Consider the following 21,806-nt stretch of genomic DNA (forward strand, 5'->3'; position numbering starts at 1 on the left):
CCACTACCTCTTATGTAGGAAATGGCACTGCTTCGGCTTAGTTTGAGCAGTCGGAGCAAGTCTTTTTATTCGAGGAAACCTATATGAAACAACCAAAACTTGCAAAAATTGGCTGGATAACCGCCACTGCCTTGGTGGTTTCCAATATGATTGGAACGGGGGTTTTTACCAGTTTGGGTTTTCAATTGACAAATGTGCAAAATACGGTGAGCATTGTCTTACTCTGGTTGATTGGCGGGGTTTTGGCCTTAATTGGGGCTTTTACCGTTGCCGAGCTTGGCACGTATCATAAGCGTTCGGGGGGAGATTATATTTTTATTTCGGAAGCGTTTCATCCATTTTTTGGTTACTTATCGGGCTGGACTTCCTTGGTAGCGGGCTTTTCTGCGCCAGTCGCCATTGCTGCGATTGCGATGGAGGACTATTTCAAGCCTTTGGGCGTGCCTTATACCCGCTATTTATCGGTGGTCTTGATTTTGGGACTAAGCGCGATGCACTCGATTAGCATTAAACATAGCGGCTGGTTCCAATTGCTCACAACCATCGTTAAAGCCTTGTTTATTGGCATTTTATTAGCCCTACCTTTTTTCTTTGGCGGTGTACCCAACCACGCCATCAATTTTTATGCACCGATCCAACCCGAAGTTTTTTCAACAGGCTTTGCGGTTTCGCTGCTTTATGTAACGTATGCTTATACCGGTTGGAATGCCGCCGCTTATATAGTAGGCGAAATTGACCAGCCGCAGAAAAACTTACCTAAAGCCTTATTAACGGGTACGTTGATCGTCACCATCGTTTACATTGCGCTACAACTGGTGTTTTTGCAGTTTGCCCGCACCGATCAATTAACGGGTAAAAGCGAGGTAGCCTTGGTTGCCATTCAAAACATTTTCGGAAACACCGGAGCCAACTGGGTGAGTTTGGGGATTGCCGTTCAACTCGTCGCCACGATGAGTTCTTATATCTGGATTGGCTCGCGCATCACCCATACAATGGCACAACAACATGGTCTATGGCAGTTTCTGCGCCCTTGCAATGCGGCCCAAGTGCCCGTTCGGGCGCTCTGGTTGCAAACAGGCATTACGCTTATCTTGTTGTTTTCTGGAACCTTAGAAGAAGTACTGCTTTATACTTCTTTCGTGCTGCAACTCATGGGGACTTTGGCCGTTGCCAGTCTGCTCCGTACCAAGCGCACCGTGGGGCACTTCCACAGCCCACTCCGCCCCTATATTCAATGGGCCTATGTATTGTTCAGTTGTGCCGTCTTGATTTTCATCATGCAAGATCGGCCAAAAGAAAGCATTAGCGGACTTTTGATGATCTGTGTAGGCGGGGCTACCTACTTCTTTTCTAAGGTGCGATATAATACCAAATAACAAAAACCACTGCAAATCCTGTACAAACAGTGCCCATCAATGAGAGCCAGCGAAGATTTTATTATGGGACGATGCGCTTAAGAGCGTCTTTGAGTATATTCTGGCTTGGGTAGTGTACCGTAAAGACAAAAAATACAAATGCCAACATGCCATTAGCCATCCTCCGCTGCGCCTTATTGATTGTCGTTTTAGCCACCGGAATGTTTGTCATTCTGTTATTGGCACTCATTCCGTTCCGATACAAAGGCATTCGCTTGGCGGTATGGATACCCATGTGGATGTCACGGATTACGTCGTGGCTTTTTGGGATACAGGTTGTCTGCACCGATTCGACAAAATTCCAACAGCATCAGGGCTTAATTCTACCCAATCACCTCTCCTATGGCGACATTACCACCCTTTTTTCGGTTTCGCCAGTACGGTTTCTGGCCAATCACGGGGTTAAAACCATTCCATTCATTGGATGGATTGCTTTTGCGATAGATACCGTTTTTGTAAATCGCTCAGACAGAAAATCGTTAGCGGCTGCCAAGAAAAAAGTCGCCGAGAAGTTGCACGAGACACCACGCCCCCCTTTGGTCATTTTTCCAGAAGGGGCTATTAACAACCAAGAAGAAGATAACCTACTACCTTTCAAACTAGGTGCTTTTAAGCTGGCCGTAGAGAGTAACTTACCTTATCTGCCCGTGATCATCCACTATAGCCATCCCAATGTTTGCCGCTGGTTATCAGATTCCGAAAGTATGTACACTGCAATGTGGCGTTTGGCCAAGGACCGACACCGCAAAACGGCAACCGTTCATCCCTTGGTCTCTTTTAGCCCGGACCCGGCTATTCGCGCAAATCTGATAGCTGAACAAACCCGTGCGTTCATGTGCAAGGCCATTGAAGAGGGGAATTGCCGCTAAAACAAGATTATGGCTCCACAAATTGCTTCCAGAACCGAATCACCTGTTCTTCCAGTTCTATGAGATTACCTTTGTTTTCGATTACAAAATCGGCACGGCGACGCATTTCATCCGATGAAAGTTGGTTTTTTATTCGGACTTCTACTTGCTCCACCGTGCTGCCATCCCGTGTTTGTACCCTTTGAATACGGTCGAGGGTCGGAGCATCTACTACTAAAACAGCATCCACCACGTCTTCACCACCCGTTTCAAAAATAAGAGCGGCCTCATATACCAAGAGCGGGTATCCAGCATTCTTGGCACATTTCTTTTTATCCAACAAAGCTTTTCTAACCCTTGGATGTACAATGCCATTCAGCAAACGCATTTTAGAAGCATCCGAGAAAACCTGCTGAGCCAAAAAAGCCCGATTTAGGCTCCCATCTGGTAAATAACTCGCAGTTCCGAATACTTGTTCGATTTCTGCACGGGCTTCCGGGTCTTCCACCTGAATCCGCTTGGCTTCTATGTCTGCATAAAAAACGAGGGCACCCCGTTTCTCTAATATTTTACAGACAGTAGTTTTGCCAGAGCCAATTCCACCTGTTATCCCTAATGTTTTCATACACTTATTTCATTTTTTCGCTATTGGCTTCCTTTTTTGGCCTCCAAGGAATAAATGCCGAAGTGCGTTGTATGTATCCTTGATAGGCCAATTTTCGCGTTATCAACCCCGTCTCCAGCATGGCCACTCCAGAAACCCTAACCAATAAATACGTCATCATGAGTGGTGCATATAACGTCCACCATCCACCTACTCCAACCGCAAAACAGCCGTATCCCCACCAAAGCACCGCTTCTCCAAAATAATTTGGATGTCGAGAGTATCGCCACAAACCACGATCCATGACTTGCCCGCTGTTTTGTGGATTTTTTTTCCACTTCCGCAACTGCCGATCGGCTACCCATTCAAATATAACCCCCCAGCCCCACAACACACTTCCAACAGTATCCCAAACGGTCCAGTCATCTGGAATAGGAGTAACCAAAACCACCATCATCACGGGAAAAAGGACCAACATGATTGCCCCTTGCAACATAAAAACCTTCAGATAGCTTTTCCACCACCATTGAAGCGGCTGCGCAGACCGCCACTGGGCATATCGCCAGTCTTCGGGCTTTCCCACCCCCCTAAAAAAGATATGCATTGCCAATCGGAGAGACCAAATCAATACCATTGCCATGAATACAAATTGGCGTGGAACCCCCACCGACTCCCACCAAAAAGTATAAAGGGAAAGCATCAAAAAACCCAGCCCCCAGAAGACATCCACAATGCCGGAATCCCGCCGAATCAGGCTTAACACCCATACAAGGGTCATTAACCCCCAGACCATTCCTACATTATTCATCCAGAGTTCCCGCATTGTATTCATGATCGCCTCATTTTTTATACGCCTTCCTGTAACCTTTTTCCAAATAAAGCCGTAGTTTCCCCTGTTAACTTCCGGTGATTACTAAATTACATCATTACCGGGCAACTACCCTAAACTCTTGTTCAAACCCATGAAAAAAATTTTCACCTTTTTCCTTCTTAGCTTTGTATTTGCTGCATCCGGCGCTTTTGCACAAGATGTTGCTGTCACCGACGCAAAATCTTTGCTTCAAGCGGCCTATGACAAAAGCGGCGGCACCAAGTGGGAAAATGTATTAACACTCACCCGAAAGGGAACCCTTACCATTATCGGCACAGAAATTGGCGATTTGGATGGCACCATCAGCCAAACCAATAAATTCCCTACACATTCGGTTGTTTCCCAAGAAATTGGTACCCCAATGGGAATGATGTCTATTAAGAATGTGGTAACGCCAGAAAAAGCATGGATGGACCATAGCTTCTCTGGACGTCAAGAAATTCCAAAGGACGAGGCAAATATTGAAAAAAATGCCAGTTCCGAAAAGAATTTGCTTAATGACACCGCAACCACCTATACCTTTGCCGAAGGGACTTTTGAGAACAAGGCGGTGTATGTACTTACCTACACCAAAAAAGAGGACACCCACACCCGTTATTACGACAAAACGTCTCTGCTTTGCCTCGCATCTAAAGTAGAGTCAGACAACGGAACCTCTACCCAGTATTTTGTAAACCGGATAGACAAGGATGGCCTTTCGTTTGTCAACGAAATGAAGATCGTTCAAAACATGGGGGGCAATGAGTTGACCATCAAGGTTAAGTATGATGAGATATCTGTAAATCCCACCGTAGCTGACGACCTGTTCTCTGACAACTAATCCTGTTTCGTTTTATACACGATTTAGCAATAAAAAAATCGCCTCTCTCTGTATGGGAAGAGGCGATTTTCTTTTTGTTATTTTTTGTACTCTCACCTTCGTTCATCAACCCACCACAATATTAACAATTTTCCCAGGCACATATATTTCCTTCCGAATCGTTTTGCCTTCTAAATGTAGCTGGACATTGGCTTGTGCCTTGGCATGGGCCAATACTTCATCTTTTGGGGCTTCCACCGGAATGGTAATGGTAGCGCGGAGTTTACCATTGATCTGAACAGCAATCTCTACGGTATTTTCTTGCAGATACATGTCGTCGTATTTTGGCCAAGGCTCATAAGCCAACGTCTCCCCGTGTCCCATTCGGCTCCATAATTCTTCCGCCAAGTGCGGGGCATATGGGCTAAGTACTAAGGCAAAAGGCTCCATCACCTTGCGCGGACGGTTTTCCCATTGCATGGCTGCATTCACAAACTCCATCATCGCGGCAATAGCCGTATTATATCGCATAGCCTCGATGTCCTCGCCCACTTTTTTGATCAAGCGATGAATTTCTTTCCACTGTATATCTGTAGGTTCCTCGTCCGAGACCAGTATTTCGCCAGATTTCTCATCCACCAACATCCGCCATGCCCGATTCAAAAAGCGGTGAACACCAGCCACTCCATTCATACTCCAAGGTTTCATTTGTTCTAATGGCCCCATAAACATTTCGTAGAGGCGCAAAGAATCGGCTCCAAACTCCGAAACGATATCATCTGGATTGATGACATTCCCACGGCTCTTAGACATTTTTTGATTGTTTTCGCCCAAGATCATACCTTGGTTCACCAATTTCTGGAAAGGTTCCTTGGTAGGGACTACGCCCAGATCATACAAAACCTTGTGCCAGAAGCGTGCATACAATAGGTGCAGAACGGCATGTTCGGCTCCGCCAACATATAAATCAACCGGAAGCCAGTAACGGAGTTTATCTATATCTGCCAACGCATGTTCGTTTGCCACATCTATATACCGGAGGTAGTACCAGCACGATCCAGCCCACTGCGGCATAGTGTTCGTTTCCCGAATGGCAGGTTTCCCGGTTTCTGGGTCGGTGGTATGTACCCATTCTGTTGCTTTGGAGAGCGGGCCTTCGGGGGTTCCGGAAGGTTTAAAGTCTTCCATTTCAGGTAAAACCAAGGGCAAATCGTTCAATGGAATCAGTTTAGGTTCGCCCTCCACATAAATAATCGGGAAAGGCTCACCCCAGTATCGTTGCCGACTAAAGAGCCAATCGCGGAGTTTGTAGTTTGTTTTTTTGGTGCCAATGCCTGTTTGCTCGACCCATTGGATGGCTTTGGACTTGGCCTCTTTTACACCCAATCCATTCAAGAAGCCGGAGTTGATAGCAGGACCATCCCCTAAATACGCCTTGCCTTGAAAGCCTGCAGGAGGCTGAACCGTTCGAATGATGGGCAAGCCGAACAATTCGGCAAATTCCCAGTCTCGTTCGTCTTGTGCCGGAACGGCCATAATGGCCCCAGTTCCATAGGTCGCCAACACATAATCGGCAATCCAGATAGGGATTCGCTCTTCATTGGCCGGATTAATGGCATAGGCCCCGGTCCAAACGCCAGTTTTTTCTTTTGCCAGTTCGGTTCGTTCTAAATCAGATTTTCGGGCTGCGGCTTCACGATAGGCTTCTACGGCATTTGTTTGGCCTGGCGTCATAATTTGCATCACCAGCGGATGTTCTGGGGCCAAAACCATAAACGTTGCGCCAAAAATAGTATCTGGCCTAGTAGAATAAACCCGAATGGCGGCATCGTGCCCCTCCACAACAAACTCGAATTCGGCCCCTTCCGAGCGCCCAATCCAGTTGCGCTGCATGGTTTTTAGGCTTTCTGGCCAATCCAAGGTATCTAAGTCCTCCAGCAAACGCTCTGCATAGGCCGTGATTTTCATCATCCACTGCTTCATCGGACGGCGGACAACCGGAAAGCCGCCCACTTCCGACTTGCCGTCTATCACCTCTTCGTTCGACAGTACCGTTCCTAATGCTTCGCACCAATTCACAGGCACTTCGGCCACATAAGCCAAGCCTACTTCGTAAAGTTTAGCAAAAATCCATTGCGTCCAGCGGTAGTACTTCGGGTCGGTGGTATCCACCTCACGCTCCCAATCATACGAAAAACCGAGGCTCTGTAATTGTTGACGGAAGCGGTTGATGTTTTGTGCAGTTGTAGCGGCGGGATGTGTCCCAGTTTTGATGGCATATTGCTCTGCGGGCAGGCCAAAAGCATCCCACCCCATGGGATGTAGTACATTAAAACCTTTCATCCGCTTGTAACGTGCGGTGATGTCGGTGGCAGTATATCCTTCCGGATGTCCCACATGCAATCCAGCCCCGGAAGGATACGGAAACATGTCTAAGGCGTAATACTTGGGCTTACTGGTGTCCACCTCTTCAGGAGTACAAAACGTTTTGTGGGCTTGCCAGTAAGCCTGCCATTTACGTTCAATTTCAGAAACAGGATATGATGCCATTGTGGTATTATTTGCGGAAGGATGAATATTCGGTTTTTTGGTACGCTTAAGGCGTAATTTGCCAAATGCATCAGGTTAATCTAATACGCAAGATACCAAGAACCTGCATATTTTGTGTAAAAGCCACATGTTTTGATTTTAGATGCTTAACTATGGCGTATGGTTTTTAAATCCCCCTTTTTTTCGCCTTTTCCGGTTTGTTATTGCCGTATCCTTTGTCATTACGCTCCTATTTTAGCCCCGCAATCCATGACCGTATTACCCGTCGAAAAAACCACCGTCTCAACAACCGTTGACTTTAACAACCTCCCATCGCCATGTTTTGTGATGGAAGAGTGCCTACTTCGCCGGAACTTAGAGAAGTTGCACTATGTAAAGGAACAATCGGGCTGTACCCTCATTTTGGCGCTTAAAGGCTTTTCCTTGTACCGTACCTTTCCGATGGTGCGTCAATATTTGGATGGTGCAACAGCCTCATCGCTCAACGAGGCTCGGCTGTGCGTGGAAGAAATGAAAACCTTGGCACATGTTTATGCACCTATCTATTTAGAAGCCGAGTTTAGCGAAATGCTCACCTATACCCGCCATCTAACCTTCAATACGTTGGGGCAATGGGAACGATTTAAAGACCGTGTGGCCGCCTATGAGAAAGAGACCTTACATAAAATATCATGTGGCATTCGTATCAATCCACAATACTCTGAGGTAGAGACCGAAATGTACAACCCATGCGTCCCCGGCTCTCGGCTGGGCATTACCGCAGACCATTTTGGAAAAACCCTACCCGAAGGTATTGAAGGACTACATTTTCATACCCTTTGCGAAAAAGATTCTTACACTTTAGAACGCACCTTGGTTCATGTAGAAGCCCGATTTGGCCACTTGCTGCATCAGGCAAAATGGGTGAATTTTGGCGGCGGTCACCTCATCACCCGTGCCGATTACAACCCGGCGCATCTAATTTCCTTGCTCCAACGATTCAAAGAACGGTATCAGGTAGAAGTTATCCTCGAGCCCGGCTCCGCTATTGGCTGGCAAACGGGCTACTTGCTCTCGACTGTGCAAGACCTTTTCGACTCGCAAGGGATACAGGTTGCGATGCTGGATGTTTCTTTTGCGGCCCATATGCCCGATACACTCGAAATGCCCTATAAACCCCGAATTCATCATGCCTATCAAGACCCTATTGACGGAAAACCCACTTATCGGTTCGGCGGGATGACATGCTTAGCGGGCGATTTTATGGGTGATTATTCTTTCGACGAACCCTTAAAGATTGGAGATCGCGTGGTTTTTGACGACATGATGCACTATACAATGGTCAAAACCACCACTTTTAATGGGGTTCCTTTACCCTCTATTGGTATTTGGCATGAAGACAATCAATTTGAATTACTCCGAAGCTATGGATACGAAAGTTTTAAAGACCGCCTCGGATAGGTGGCCCCGGTTGTGTATCTCGCAGCATGGCCGAATACGTAACTTTTGGCTTCTCCTTATGGTCTTTAAGTTATGCGCCTAAACCCTTTCTCACTTCCATTTTTTGGCCATCGGCTGTTTCTGAAAGACCTCATCCTTTTGCTTGGGGCATTGGTGGGCATATGTATTTTTTTGATTACAGCCCCTCTTACCCATCCGGATACCACCGCCGATTGGCACTTGGGGAACGACGTGGCTATTCAGCGGGCACAAACTTTTTTGAAAAGGGCAGGATATAGCACTGCCGGATTTACGCCCACCGCCGAGCTACGACGAAATACGGCCTTATTGTCCCTGATTCAATGGGAAAAAGGACGAAATGAAGGCGTTACACTTTTACACCAACGCCCTTTTAGCGAACGATTTCCGGCTTATTACTGGCGGGTTTCGTTCCGTAGATCAGGCGAAAACCAATTCCGTAGCCCTTTAGCCGAGGTTTTGCTCACACAATCGGGGCAAATTTGGGGACTGCGACAAGAAACACAAGGATTGGAGGTGGTTAAAGGAAGCGACGCTGGGTTGACCAGCGCACTTCAACAGATTCATCAACAACAACTTTCCCTCACCTCAGACCAACGCCGTCTTCTAACGGCACGACTCGAAGGGAAGGAAGACGCTACCAATCGCCCACTTTTTTATTTCTCTATTCCCGACACATTAACAGGCGAGGCGCTAATGCGGACGATTGCAAACGCATCTTCCAAGATAGACGTACCCCGTTTGTTGGCCGGCGAACCACAGCCCTTAGACGCTGCCTCAGCCATGACCCTTGCACAGGCACACCTCAATACGACCACAAACAAGGGTATTTCGCTGCAATTGGATTCTCTCTGGGTACGAAATTCGGTGGCGCATCTTCAGTTTTCGTCTAAAACACCCTCTCATGACCTCTCACAGCGAACCTCCGTCCGGCTGACCCAAAATGCGCAGTTGCTTAGCATCCGAACCACCTTTTTACCCGCAAAGCCCCATCAATTCGTCCCTAATCTTCGAGACATAACCGCACCCATCACATTGCTTTTTGGTATTGTAGCCATTGGCCTAACCCTTTTCTATCTCTTTGTGTTCTTCAGGCGGATTTCCGCACGCATCCTCGATATCCAGTCCGCCACTCGCGATGGATTATTTGTTGGGGGGGCTTTAACCGCCATGCTGGCCAGTACCCTTTGGCACGACGCCACGAATACAGCGCTCCCCACCGAGGCACGCTTGAGCATCTTCTTAGGGATTTTCTTCGGCGGTGGAGCGGGTGCATTACTGATGTTCATGATTTCGGGCGCCACCGACTCGATGATGTATGCCGTATGGCCGGAAAAACTCCGCTCTTTACAATTGATCCGAAGGCTATATGTCTTTAATGCTGTTATTGGTCGTACCATATTACAAGCAATTGCCATCACAGGGGTCTTATTGGGACTTTCCGGGCTTTATCGGTGGTTATTCTCTGGCGCCTTAATGGTTTTTGGCGGGGGCAGCCCAGACCAGTTTTTGACCAACCAGGTTTTTAGTCCGTTTTTATATGCCCTCTTTTATGCAACCTTTAATGGCATTTTGTTCTTACAATTGCTCTACGCAGGCGTAGGAAGTTGGCTAAAACCCCGCGTATCCACCTTTTGGTGGTTTATTCTGATGGGCCTGACCCTCTCCACCATTCCCCTTTTTGCATCGCCAACCTTCCCGCTCTATCACAATTTTTTCCTTTTTCTTTTATTTTCGCTTACCACTTCTTGGGCCTTTTGGCATTATGACCTTCTAACGATTTTTTTGGCCTATGTTCTTTTTATAACAGCAGAGTTATTAACCCCAAACTGGCTGGCTATTGCAGCTCCCGACCGAACCGAATTTCTTTTCTTTGTTTCGCTGGTGGTTTTCTTGTTGCTCTATGGGGTTTTCGCCCTATCAAAAGGACGCACAGATACAGCATTGCCTACTGGAACCCCGGCTTATTTGCTTGAAATGGCCAACCAAAAACGGGTAGAACGCGAATTAGAAATTGCCCATGAGGTGCAACAATCTTTTCTCCCAGGGAAAATGCCGGAAATGCCAGGGGTAGCCCTTGCAGCGTTATGCCAAGCAGCACACGAAACGGGCGGTGATTATTATGAAGTACTCCAGTTGGACGAACACCGCATGGGAATCGCCATTGGTGATGTTAGCGGAAAGGGCATTCAGGCCGCTTTTTACATGACCCTCATAAAAGGGATGCTTCAAACCCTGATGATGGAAACCAATGATCCCGCCGAAGTGCTTTGTCGGGTGAACCGCCACTTCAAACGAAATGCCCGCCCTGGCATCTTCGTTTCTGTGGTCTATGGCATACTTGATATCCAAAAGCGTACCTTTACATTTGCTCGTGCCGGACATAATCCCACCTTGCTTAAGCGCTCCAATAGCCAAATCGCCGAGAGCCTCCGACCAAACGGGATGGCCATTGGCATGACCTCCGGTCTCCAGTTTGATGCCTTGATAGAGGCACAAACCATCTCGTTGCGTGCTGGAGACACGATTGTCCTTTATACGGATGGCTTCTCGGAGGCTGCCAATGAGCAAAAAGCCATTTTTGGCGATCAACAACTGGCAGAATTGGTGGCTCAACATGCCCAAAAACCACCCGAAAAACTGATTCAGTTTTTGCAAGAACAAGTGCAATCTTTTGTCGGTAGGGCTGGTCAGCGCGATGACATGACGATGCTGGTGTTTAAGCTCACCTGATTTTTTCCCATGATAAACGCCTTCCGATGCTTCGGATGCGAAAGGGTTTTCTTTCCACCTTTCGGCGTTCGCAGCACCTATAACCTTTCGGCGTTCACAGCACCCGAAAGCGTTACCAACCCCGCGCCTCGGTTCAAACGCCTTCCGATGCTTTGGATGCGAAAGGGTTTTTGCAGCACGAAAGCGTTACCAACACCGCGCCCTGTACGATTTCTTTAGAACGGGCGCAAATGGGGCGTAGCCCTATGATCTTCGTAGTAGGAGCCACACATTCAAGAAGGCACAAAGGGGCGTAGCCCTAACATCTTAAACCGATGATAAAGCCACAAAATCGCAGATAAAAACCTTGTGCGAAACACAAATCATTCATAAATTGCGAAGCAACCATTCCTCTTATTTTGCTTGCTTATGCGTAAAATCATCCTCATATTTTTGGATATTTTTGTTGGCGTTGTCGTGCTTGGCGTATTCGTGAACATTCTTTCTGATTTGGATTTTCCTCCAAAATGGTTCAAAGTCAACGGATATTATGTTTGGGCTACGTTCTTACCTTTCATTCTACTTTGGGTTTATCTTCGTTTTTTGCAAGACAAACTAAATGCTCCTTCCAAGAAACCCAAAACGCTTTTAGACAAAGCCAAAGCCCATTACCAAAAACGCACCGAGCAGAAACTCATGAAGCGTTTGCCTGTAACGCTCACGCTTAAACCCAGCACCACAGGCACAGACAAAGCATTTGCCGAGAAGTATTTCAAACAAGAGAAGCGCGACATTAAGCCCGAAGAATGGTTAGAAACGTTTGATGCACACAAAAAACTGCTGATGATTGGCAAGCCCGGCGCAGGAAAAACGATCTTGCTCTTAGACTTGGCGCTACAATTATGCCAACGCGCTGAACAAGACGACACGCAACCCGTTCCTGTGTGGCTAAACGTGGCAACGTGGCACGAAAACATCGCCGATAAAGAGATGAAACAAGGCTTTTTGCAGCGTTTTGGGTTTAATAACGCACCGAACAAAGCCCTGACCGACACGCTTGCCACCAAGTTGCCCTTTGTGCGTTGGCTCGGCGCTACCTTGAAGCACGATCCCATTTTCAGCCTCTTGCCCGATGAACTGCTTTCGTTGCTTCAACAAAGCAAAATCTGCCTCATGTTAGACGGCTTAGACGAAACCGCCCAAGCAGAACGCGCCTCGTTTTTGCAAGCGTTGGATAAATTTTGCGGCGAATACCCCAATGTGCGCTATGTGCTGACTTCGCGTGTGGACGAATACGAAGATGTGAACGAAAACGCTTCGGTGAATGCCCAACTCGAAGTGCAACCGCTAACATGGCGCTCTATTCGTGCTTCGTTACAACGTGCCGAGCAAAAAGACCGCCCCGAAGCCCAAAACTTGATTAAGGCAGTGGAACACAACGCCGCGTCGAACCAGGTTGTTACCACGCCGTATTACTTGAACTTGGCAATGGAATGTTACCAATTTCGCAGCGACGTACCAAAATGGATGGAAACGCAAAACCCCGAACTTTTAGCCGCCGAGATACAAGAGTATTTCATGGAAAAGCAGTTGGGTAGCGACAAAATCTTGCGCCACACGCTTTCATGGCTTGCCGCACAGATGCAACCACGCAACAAGGTTACGTTTGAGCTGACGGACTTGCAACCCACGATGTTGGGAACGCGAAAATGGGTGTATGGGCTGATCGTCGGGCTGATCTTCGGGCTGATCTTCGGGCTGATCTTCGGGCTGATCGTCGGGCTGATCGTCGGGCTGATTGATGCAGGAATGCGAACCGAATCGTTAGGATCACTACAAAAACCTTATACACGCTTAAAGGCTTCGTTATGGAATGAAGGATTGAAATGGGCGTTTATCTTTTTAATTGCACTACCACCTGCTGCCTACTTCCAAGCACAATACAAAGGCTCAAATTTAGATTTTATTTCGTGGCTATGGGCAATGTTGCAAAACCCAAAACAACCGCTTGGCTTCATAGGTATTCCAATCGTTTTACTCATCTCAAACGCCTTCTTCCAGCATCTCTGCCTTCGGGTTGCGTTGTGGCTTGCGTATCGGTTTCCGCTTCGGTTGGTTACGGTGTTGGCGCGTGGCGTAGCGGCGAAGCTGTTGGAGCAAGACGGCGGCATTTGGCGGTTCAGGCATCAGAACTTGCGGGATGCGTTTGCGAAGATGGCTGCTGATAAAACGGCGTAGCGCTCTGTTCGTCGGCGCGAAGATTCAGCCATTCGAGCGCTTACTTTGCAAAATAGGGCAAGGGTGTAGCCCCACAATCTTTGTAGATCAATCAGTATTTCACCACAACATAAGGGGCGTAGCCCTGACATCTTATACGAAATGGCAAATACCTACACACAATTATACATTCAATTTGTTTTTTCCGTTAAAGGCAGACAAAACCTTATCAAAGAGGCATTTCGAGATGAATTAGAAAAAGTAATGTGTGGGATTGTAACCCATCAAAAATGTAAACCTCTTGCTATTTATTGCAATCCCGACCACACGCATCTTTTCATTGGGTTGCATCCAACGATTTCGCCCTCGAAGTTAATGGAGCAAGTGAAATCAGGTTCGTCTAAATGGCTAAACGAAAAAAATTACATACAAGGAAAATTCTCGTGGCAAGATGGATATGGCGCATTCACCTATTCTAAATCACACATTGACAAGGTTGTGAAATACATTTTGAATCAGCCCGAACATCACAAAAAACAATCCTTCAAGGATGAATATCTGAATTTGCTTGAAAAATTTGATGTGGATTATGACGCGCAATACCTGTTTGAATGGTACGAATAAACAAGATTGCAGGGCTAGCGCCCCTTTGCCAATATTTGAAATCCTTTTCTACTAAGACATCAGGGCTAACGCCCCTTCCATCAATCAAAGCCGTAAGCAGATTTGGGAACATGATTTGAATGGCACGAATAAACAAGATTGCAGGGCTAACGCCCCTTTTATGATAAACGCCTTCCGATCCTTCGGATACGAAAGGGTTTTCCGTTCCACCTTTCGGCGTTCGTAGAACCCATAACCTTTCGGCGTTCGCAGCACCCGAAAGCGTTAACAACCCCGCGCCTCGGTTCAAACGATTTCCGATCCTTTGGATGCGAAAGGGTTTTTGCAGCACCCGAAAGCGTTCATAGTACCAAAACAGGGAAGTAGAATTTTCTGTTTGCCTTTTTTGTATCTTGTTCTTTTCCAATTCACTTATCTTAATGCGCGCTTCTTATGTTCAAATATCTTGCTTTCTACTTGCTTTGTGCTTCTTGCGTGTTTGCACAAAACGAAATTCGTTATCAAACGGATTTTCCGCCCGAAGAATTTGCTGCACGATGGAATAAGGTCTATGATAAAATTGGGCAGAACGTTGCGATCATTCAATCGGCTGCCGAGCCATTAGACTATCGCGTGTTTCGTCAATCGAATGATTTTTATTACCTATGTGGACTTGAAACGCCCAATTCGTACTTGGTTTTAGATGGTCGCTCGCGTCGCGCAACCTTGTATTTACCTCACCGCGATCAGGGACGAGAGCGTAATGAAGGCAAGCGACTTTCCGCAGAAGATGGCGCAAAAGTGCGCGAATTGACGGGCGTTTTCTCAGTCTGGCCCATTGAGCAATTGGGGCGCGACTGGGTTTGGGGCAACTTGGTTCGACAACCGATGCCCGCGATTTTCACCCCATTCAGCCCTGCCGAAATTGGCAACGATGCCCGCGACCAATCTTTGGCGGCTTTTGCCAACAACAGCGCCGATCCTTGGGATGGCCGCCCTTCTCGTGAAGGTTGGTTCATTGAGCGCTTGCAACAACGTTATCCGCAGTTGGCGGTGAAAGACCTTTCGCCGATCCTTGACGAAATGCGCATGATAAAATCTGAGCGCGAAATTGCCCTTATCCGCCGTGCTTCTGAATTGGCGGCTCATGGCATTATGGAAGCGATGCGCTCTACGGAAGTGGGCGTGTATGAGTATCAGCTTGAGGCGGCGGCGCGGTATATGTATCAAGTCAATGGTGCGCGGCGCGAAGGCTATTCCGCTATCGTCGGCGGGGGCAAAAATGCGTGGATGGGGCATTATTTCCACAATGATATGCCGCTCAAAGATGGCGACTTGGTGCTACTGGATTATGCGCCTGATTATAAATATTACACTTCCGACATCACCCGAATGTGGCCCGTCAATGGCAAATTTAGCCCCGAACAGCGCGAATTGTATGGTTTTATTATTGCGTATCGAGATGCCCTTTTGAAGCAGATTAGACCGAATCGTACCAGCAATGAAATCATGGATGCGGCGGCGGCAGAAATGAAAACGTACATCGAATCGCGGAAATGGTCGAAGCCCCATTATGAAGTAGCCGTTCGTAATGCGCTTTCGTTTCGTGGACATTTGTCGCATGGGGTGGGCATGAGCGTTCACGATGCAGCGAATTATCGGGCGCTTCCGCTTCAAAAAGGCATGGTGTTCTCGGTGGATCCGATGATTTGGGTTCCCGAAGAGCTGCTCTATGTGCGCATGGAAGAGGTGGTGGTCGTTACCGAAAAGGGGGTAGAAAACTTCACGGCTTTCATGCCAACAACGATTGAGGAGATCGAAGCGCTGATGAAAGAAACGGGTATTGTGCAGTTTAGAAAAGCACTCAAAAACTAAATAGCCATGCAAAACTTGATTTTCAGCCCTTGTTTAAAAGCAAACGTCCAAACGAAGCATCGCACCAACATTTTCCTCGTTGCGAATATTTTTTCTGTTTTATCTATCTTCGTTTCCTCAATTTCTGCACAGCCCAAAGCGTTGTTTGAGGCAACGCCGTTTCCCGAAAAAACGCGCAATTATGATGTGCTGCATTATAAAATTGACCTCCGCTTGGATTTTGCACAAGAGGCCTTTTTCGGAGAAACAACGGTTTCTTTTCGCGCTTTACAAGACGGTCTGAAGAAAATCGAATTGGATGCAGAAACCTTTAGGGTTAAGGATGTACGCGACTTTCAGGGGAAAGCACTGAAATTTGAGTATGCGCCAAGTCTGCGACATCGGCAAGGCGGCTTGCAAATTGAATTGGGTAAATCGTTGAAATATGACGAAAAAGCTGCCGTTACGATTCGATACGAAGCCATTGGCGTAAAGCCTGATCCTACTAAGTTTGGCATGTCGGCAGATTATGATTTAGGCTTGACCTTTAAAAAAGCGACGGAATCGCGCAACGTTTTGGCCAATACGCTCTCTTTTCCCGAAGGTGCGCGGCATTGGTTTCCTTGTAATGACACGCCCAACGACAAAGCAAGTCAGGAACTCATCGCGCACATTCCTGCTTCCATGAAGGCACTCTCGAATGGGAAACTAATATCCAACACGGTAAAAAATGGCGTTCGCTCGGTACATTGGAAGCAAGAAAAGCCCCATTCTACCTATCTTTCTGTGCTGGTGGTGGGCGATTATGCGGTTTTGCACGAGCAGTATAAAAAGGTGTCGCTTGGGTATTGGGTGTATCCCAAAGAGGTCCCAAATGCGATGCGCTCGTTCCATCAAACACCAAGCATCATGGCGTTTATGGAAGAACTTTTTGGTACCGCATTTCCTTGGGATAAAAACGATCAGATCACGATTCCAGGCATCGGCGGTGGGGCGGAAAGCACAGGTGCAACGGTTCTGGGCGAAAGTACGATCCACGATGAACGTGCCGATCCCGATTTTCCCAGCCATTGGCTGGTCGCACACGAAGCCGCGCATCAATGGTTCGGCAATCTCATCACCGCACGCGATTGGTCGGAAACATGGCTCAACGAAAGTTTTGCGACCTTTGCCGAAAATGATTATATCCGTCATTCACTTGGCGAAAAAGAAGGGCAAAAATACCGCATGGACAAATGGAATGGCTATTTGCAAGAAACAAATACGAAATATACGCGCCCCATGCGCTATCGCGGATTTACCATGCCCAACGAGCATTTTGACCGCCACACCTATCACAAAGGCTCAATCGTCTTGCATTATTTGCGTGCTGTCATGGGAAAAGACGCTTTCACCCGATCTTTGGCACTTTTTTTAAAACGCCACGCCTTCCAACCTGCAACGACAGAAGACTTGAAAGATGCCATTAAAGATGCAACAGGGCAAAATCTCGATTGGTTTTTCAATCAATGGATTGACCGTGCAGGACATCCGAGTATTACGGTAAACTATGAATGGAACGAGGCGGAAAGGGTCGTGCAGTTAAATGTGTTACAAACACAAACGCTTTCGGAAGCCGTTCCGCTGTTCAATATCAAAACACAAGTCGAACTCGTTTTTTCCAATGAAACCATCCGCGTTCCTTTCGAGGCGCAAAGTTTGAAAACGGGTATTTCTTATCGCATCAAACCTGAACATATTGGTAAACCACGCATCCGATTCGATCCTGACATGACGCTGCCAGCAGAAGTGCAATATGATGTATCCGAAGTTGAATGGCGCAAGATCCTTCAAGACGGAAATGTGCGCGACCAGCTTTTGGCGGTTGCATATTTTGGGAAAGACCTTGAAAAATATGCTTCGTTGTTACAAGAAACTGCGCAAAAAGCTCCGTTTTGGGCAATACGCCAAGCGGCAACCCAGGTTTTTGTGAATGCCTCCGATCCCAATCGCTTTGCTGATTTCTTCCGCGCACAACTGAACGATGCGCATTCACGGGTTCGTGTTTCGGCGGTTCGGGGACTTGCCGCAACCAAGCAAACGACGCATGCACCAACCCTCCGCACCCTTTTTACCAACGACAAGAGCTATTTGGTACAAGCTGAAGCACTTCGTGCCTTGGGCGCTTGCGGCAACCCATCGGATATTTCATTGTTGGAAGCGGCGCGAACAATGGCTTCGCCGCGCAATGTACTTCAAACTGCCGCCGATGAAGCGCTTCGGGTATTGCGCAAGCCTTAGGGATGCTTAATACCTTTTATGCAACAAAACCGCGCCCTGATCCTCGCAATGCGAAACTACCTTTCAGCGTTTGCAAAACCCAAAAGCATTAACAAAACTAAATTCCGAAGCAACCATTTTCCGTATTTTCCTTAACGATTTAGCACACCAAAGCGATGATAATATCCATTGGACAAGACAAGAAAAAAATAGGTGAACACGGAAAAAACGTGTTACAAGGCATATTGAACAATTTAGATGACCTTGCCGACTTCAAATTTGGTAGCTTTTTGCGGGAGGCTTATAAGGACATTAAAGACAAAACACCCGAACAACAGGCTTTTTTATGGCTACAATCTGCGTTAATCGAGGCGTGGATTGAATGTTTGGAACAATATCATCGTGATTATGCACTAGATGTGTCCTTGTACCGAAAAGAAGGCATTCTGGATGTGTTACAAGAAAGCTTCGAGATAAACGAAGAGTTTTACCAAAAACCCGATGAGCAGCCTTTTGTGAAAGCCGCGCAACGTAGTTTTGAAGCATGGTTGAAAAGGGAAGCGATGGCAGCCCGTTTGAAGGAAAAGTATGTATTGCAATATCCCACCTTCGTAGCCAAAGCGTTGTACACCGCCTTACAAGCAACGCCAAGCCAAAGCGCGTTTATTGATCAAGCGCTGAACGATAAGTTTTTTCCGTATCAAAAGCGTGTGCTGCGCTGGCGCGAGCAACAACAAACGTGGAAGCAGCTCTACGAAACCGCAGATGCCTTTGGGAAAGAATTTGCGCTGAAAGAGGCGTACATCATGCCCCGTTTTGTGCTATTTGCAGGGAAACAGCCACATGAATGGGGTTCGATGGGTGAAGATGAAATGGAAGAAGCATGGAAAAACAAGCAAGGCTTTCCCGACAACCCACGCTTACAACAAGAATGGCGGCGAAAACGCACCAAGCAATATCAATTTACAGCACCTTGCGACAACCCTGAAAACCATGATATACATAAGTTCCTACGCGCTTTTGCACAAGGAAAAATACGCAACCTGAACTTATCGAAGATAGATAAAGAAGCCCAAAATGCACGGCTTCTGCTCTTGCTCGGTCATCCCGGACAAGGCAAAAGTTCCTGCTGTTTACGCTTTATGCACGACTTGGCGCAAGACGAAAGCACCGAAACGAAGCCGTTATACTTTGTGAAATTGCGCAATCTTGAAGCACAAGACACATTCTGGGGAAGCCCTTTGCATAGCTTAAAGACCTGGTTTGCCCAAAAACACCGCCTCGATGATGCCGATTTTGAATTTAAGGAACATGGTATCTTGATTTTGGACGGCTTCGACGAGTTGTATATGCAGCAAGGGCGCGGCGATACCGATGTTAAAAGTTTCTTGGACGTATTGAGCGCACAGTTGAAAGGCGAAGAATACCGCACCTTGCGCGTTTTGCTCACCAGCCGCACCATGTATGTTCCTTTGCACCAACTTGAACACCTTAAAACCGATGTCTTGGTCGCGCATTTAGCAGATTTGAGCTTTGAGGAACAGAAAAACTATGTGGCAACGTACCAAAACGCTACACAAAAAACAGCCTTGCCCTTAGCGGAGTTTTTGAATAATACTGATGATGATGACGACCTCTACCAAAATGTGTGCGAATTGCTGTCTCAACCGCTTTTGTTGCAAATGGTCGCCATGTCTGAAATGGCCATTATGACAGGCATGAACCGTGCTACCTTGTACGAAGAATTGTTTGATAAACTCATTCAAAAAAGCATTGAGCGCGAACAACCCAAGATAGACAGTAAAGGCAAAAGCCGCTTAGGATCGCTTACGCCCCGAAAAGAAGCCGATCAGCAGATTGCGCGAAGTTTCTTGCGGGATATGGCCTATTTCATCTTCCTAAACCGCCACGAATACATCCGCCATACCGATTTTGATGATACCGAAGGGCTTTTGCGTAAAAGTGCCAATACCTTTGCCAAGGCCATTGGGCGCGAAAGCTTCAAGGACTTAGAAGCCGATTTACGAAGCCTGTTCTCGGCATTCTATTTTGTGCAAGTGCCAACCTCAGACAAAGATAAAGTTGCCGAAGCCAAAGAAGCACAATATGCCATTGAGTTTTTGCACAAGTCGCTTTGGGAATATTTGGCTGCGGAACGGCTTTTTACACGGATGTGCCGTATTTTGACCTTCAAAGATGAGGAAGCGAATTTTTATGATGCCAAAACCGTCTTGGCAAAACTGCACGAACTCCTTGCTTACAAATGGCTCTCGCCCGAAATTGTGCAGTACTTTCACGACATTTGCCACCGATACGCCAATAACCCCAACCACGACAAAGACCGCCACAAAATACGCCAGCGCCTCACCGAGCTATTGCCCAAACTGATCCGCCGCGACTTCGTTTCTGCCTTGACCGATGACGGCTTGCCACCCATCGAAGCGGCATTGAATACGTTTTATGCGGTTTGGATTTTGGGTACGAATTTGCTTTCCGAGCAAGAGAAACAAACCTGGGATAGGGTTGTGGATGCGGAAATGGAAACGTATGAAAAAAGCGAAACCGCAAAAAAAGAACGCGCTGAATTGAATAAATTAAGGTATTGGGATTCGGCTAAAAAACGCGAAGTGATAGAGAAATATCGTGCGCCTTTGTACCAACGCATCGAAGCAAAACGCTTGGAACAAAAATTGGATGTTTTAATAAATTGCCAAGAAGGGGAACGCAACAAAGTTTCGATTTTATTATTTGCCTTACGCCATCAACACCTCCAATTTAGCCAACAAAAATTGGGTGATTTAGACACTTGGCAGTTTTCATTTGCCTATCAAAATTGGAAAAATGCGAATTGGGCGGGCGCAAATCTTGAAAGCGCAAATCTTGTAAGCGCAAATCTTTATCGCGCAAATCTTGAAAGCGCAAATCTTGTAAGCGCAAATCTTGTAAGCGCAAATCTTGTAAGCGCAAATCTTGTAAGCGCAAATCTTGTAAGCGCAAATCTTGATAGCGCAAATCTTTATCGCGCAAATCTTGATCGCGCAAATCTTGATCGCGCAAATCTTGTAAGCGCAAATCTTGTAAGCGCAAATCTTGATAGCGCAAATCTTGATCGCGCAAATCTTGTAAGCGCAAATCTTGTAAGCGCAAATCTAAAAGGGGCAGATTTATCTTTTGCCGATTTGCGCCATTCAACATGGAATCGAGACGTACAGTTTGGAGAAGGGTTATGGGAGGATGAAGAAACACGCGGCATGGAAACGGCGCAATGGGAAGGGGCGACTTTCGAGGGGCAAGCAGTGCAGTCGTGGGCGGAGATGAAAGCGCTCTTGGTGGCGCATGGTTGCTTGAAGGAATGACCACCGGCATAAAAACCTTGTTAATAACAAACGCCTTCCGATCCTTCGGATGCGAAAGGGTTTTCTCAGCACCCGAAAGCGTTAATAAAACCGCGCCCTGTACGATTTCTTTAGAACAGACGTAATAAATGGGGCATAGCCCTATGATCTTCGTAGAAACCGCACATTCAATAAAGCAAAAGGGGCATAGCCCTGGCATCATAAAAAACATACTGTTTTAAAAAGCCACGAAATTACGAAAGGGTTGATTGGTCATAACC

General features: G+C 46.9%; 13 protein-coding genes. 10 read left to right on the forward strand and 3 right to left on the reverse strand.

Annotation, left to right across the window (positions count from 1 at the left end; genetic code table 11):
* Positions 1-83 precede the first annotated feature (83 nt).
* Together JNN12_02625 and JNN12_02630 are read left to right on the forward strand one after the other, a co-directional pair.
* Positions 84-1,376, forward strand: a complete 1,293-nt coding sequence (locus JNN12_02625; GenBank protein MBL7977208.1) for an APC family permease — start codon at positions 84-86, stop codon at positions 1,374-1,376.
* 146 nt (positions 1,377-1,522) lie between these two features.
* Positions 1,523-2,284, forward strand: a complete 762-nt coding sequence (locus tag JNN12_02630; protein MBL7977209.1) for a 1-acyl-sn-glycerol-3-phosphate acyltransferase — start codon at positions 1,523-1,525, stop codon at positions 2,282-2,284.
* A gap of 7 nt (positions 2,285-2,291) precedes the next feature.
* Here the strand turns inward: JNN12_02630 and JNN12_02635 are convergent, their stop codons facing one another.
* Together JNN12_02635 and JNN12_02640 are read right to left on the reverse strand one after the other, a co-directional pair.
* Complete coding sequence (locus JNN12_02635) at positions 2,292-2,888, reverse strand: dephospho-CoA kinase (protein MBL7977210.1); 597 nt, start codon at positions 2,886-2,888, stop codon at positions 2,292-2,294.
* Between the two features lie 4 nt (positions 2,889-2,892).
* Positions 2,893-3,699, reverse strand: a complete 807-nt coding sequence (locus JNN12_02640; GenBank protein MBL7977211.1) for a DUF1295 domain-containing protein — start codon at positions 3,697-3,699, stop codon at positions 2,893-2,895.
* 130 nt (positions 3,700-3,829) lie between these two features.
* On the opposite strand from JNN12_02640, the gene JNN12_02645 reads away from it, so the two are divergent.
* On the forward strand, positions 3,830-4,558 hold the full coding sequence (locus JNN12_02645; GenBank protein ID MBL7977212.1) for a hypothetical protein: 729 nt from the start codon (positions 3,830-3,832) through the stop codon (positions 4,556-4,558).
* Between the two features lie 105 nt (positions 4,559-4,663).
* Here JNN12_02645 and JNN12_02650 read toward each other — a convergent pair whose 3' ends face one another.
* Positions 4,664-7,087 carry a leucine--tRNA ligase gene (locus JNN12_02650; GenBank protein MBL7977213.1) on the reverse strand — a complete coding sequence of 808 codons (2,424 nt, stop codon included), beginning with the start codon at positions 7,085-7,087 and terminating at the stop codon, positions 4,664-4,666.
* A 249-nt stretch (positions 7,088-7,336) separates the two neighbouring features.
* Here JNN12_02650 and nspC point away from each other — a divergent pair, with 249 nt between their 5' ends.
* The 7 genes from nspC to JNN12_02685 all read left to right on the forward strand — a co-directional run bounded on the left by nspC (position 7,337) and on the right by JNN12_02685 (position 21,546).
* On the forward strand, positions 7,337-8,527 hold the full coding sequence (gene nspC / locus JNN12_02655; protein MBL7977214.1) for a carboxynorspermidine decarboxylase: 1,191 nt from the start codon (positions 7,337-7,339) through the stop codon (positions 8,525-8,527).
* A 72-nt stretch (positions 8,528-8,599) separates the two neighbouring features.
* Positions 8,600-11,278 carry a PP2C family protein-serine/threonine phosphatase gene (locus tag JNN12_02660; GenBank protein ID MBL7977215.1) on the forward strand — a complete coding sequence of 893 codons (2,679 nt, stop codon included), beginning with the start codon at positions 8,600-8,602 and terminating at the stop codon, positions 11,276-11,278.
* Positions 11,279-11,686: 408 nt separating this feature from the next.
* Complete coding sequence (locus tag JNN12_02665) at positions 11,687-13,495, forward strand: NACHT domain-containing protein (GenBank protein ID MBL7977216.1); 1,809 nt, start codon at positions 11,687-11,689, stop codon at positions 13,493-13,495.
* A gap of 141 nt (positions 13,496-13,636) precedes the next feature.
* Positions 13,637-14,098, forward strand: a complete 462-nt coding sequence (gene tnpA / locus JNN12_02670; GenBank protein ID MBL7977217.1) for an IS200/IS605 family transposase — start codon at positions 13,637-13,639, stop codon at positions 14,096-14,098.
* Between the two features lie 432 nt (positions 14,099-14,530).
* Positions 14,531-15,952 carry an aminopeptidase P family protein gene (locus JNN12_02675; protein MBL7977218.1) on the forward strand — a complete coding sequence of 474 codons (1,422 nt, stop codon included), beginning with the start codon at positions 14,531-14,533 and terminating at the stop codon, positions 15,950-15,952.
* A 6-nt stretch (positions 15,953-15,958) separates the two neighbouring features.
* Positions 15,959-18,211 carry a M1 family metallopeptidase gene (locus JNN12_02680; protein MBL7977219.1) on the forward strand — a complete coding sequence of 751 codons (2,253 nt, stop codon included), beginning with the start codon at positions 15,959-15,961 and terminating at the stop codon, positions 18,209-18,211.
* Positions 18,212-18,366: 155 nt separating this feature from the next.
* Positions 18,367-21,546, forward strand: coding sequence for a pentapeptide repeat-containing protein (locus tag JNN12_02685; protein MBL7977220.1), 3,180 nt, complete (start codon positions 18,367-18,369; stop codon positions 21,544-21,546).
* The last annotated feature ends 260 nt before the right edge of the window (positions 21,547-21,806 follow it).

The sequence above is a fragment of the Bacteroidetes Order II. bacterium genome, assembly GCA_016788705.1.
GTDB lineage: Bacteria > Bacteroidota > Rhodothermia > Rhodothermales > UBA2364 > UBA2364.

Coding starts and splice junctions, on each gene's coding strand:
- JNN12_02660 (MBL7977215.1), top strand. CDS start 8,600: ATGCGCCTAAACCCTTTCTCACTTCCATTTTTTGGCCATCGGCTGTTT.
- JNN12_02680 (MBL7977219.1), top strand. CDS start 15,959: ATGCAAAACTTGATTTTCAGCCCTTGTTTAAAAGCAAACGTCCAAACG.
- JNN12_02630 (MBL7977209.1), top strand. CDS start 1,523: ATGCCATTAGCCATCCTCCGCTGCGCCTTATTGATTGTCGTTTTAGCC.
- tnpA (MBL7977217.1), top strand. CDS start 13,637: ATGGCAAATACCTACACACAATTATACATTCAATTTGTTTTTTCCGTT.
- nspC (MBL7977214.1), top strand. CDS start 7,337: ATGACCGTATTACCCGTCGAAAAAACCACCGTCTCAACAACCGTTGAC.
- JNN12_02625 (MBL7977208.1), top strand. CDS start 84: ATGAAACAACCAAAACTTGCAAAAATTGGCTGGATAACCGCCACTGCC.
- JNN12_02665 (MBL7977216.1), top strand. CDS start 11,687: ATGCGTAAAATCATCCTCATATTTTTGGATATTTTTGTTGGCGTTGTC.
- JNN12_02650 (MBL7977213.1), bottom strand. CDS start 7,087: ATGGCATCATATCCTGTTTCTGAAATTGAACGTAAATGGCAGGCTTAC.
- JNN12_02685 (MBL7977220.1), top strand. CDS start 18,367: ATGATAATATCCATTGGACAAGACAAGAAAAAAATAGGTGAACACGGA.
- JNN12_02645 (MBL7977212.1), top strand. CDS start 3,830: ATGAAAAAAATTTTCACCTTTTTCCTTCTTAGCTTTGTATTTGCTGCA.
- JNN12_02675 (MBL7977218.1), top strand. CDS start 14,531: ATGTTCAAATATCTTGCTTTCTACTTGCTTTGTGCTTCTTGCGTGTTT.
- JNN12_02640 (MBL7977211.1), bottom strand. CDS start 3,699: ATGAATACAATGCGGGAACTCTGGATGAATAATGTAGGAATGGTCTGG.
- JNN12_02635 (MBL7977210.1), bottom strand. CDS start 2,888: ATGAAAACATTAGGGATAACAGGTGGAATTGGCTCTGGCAAAACTACT.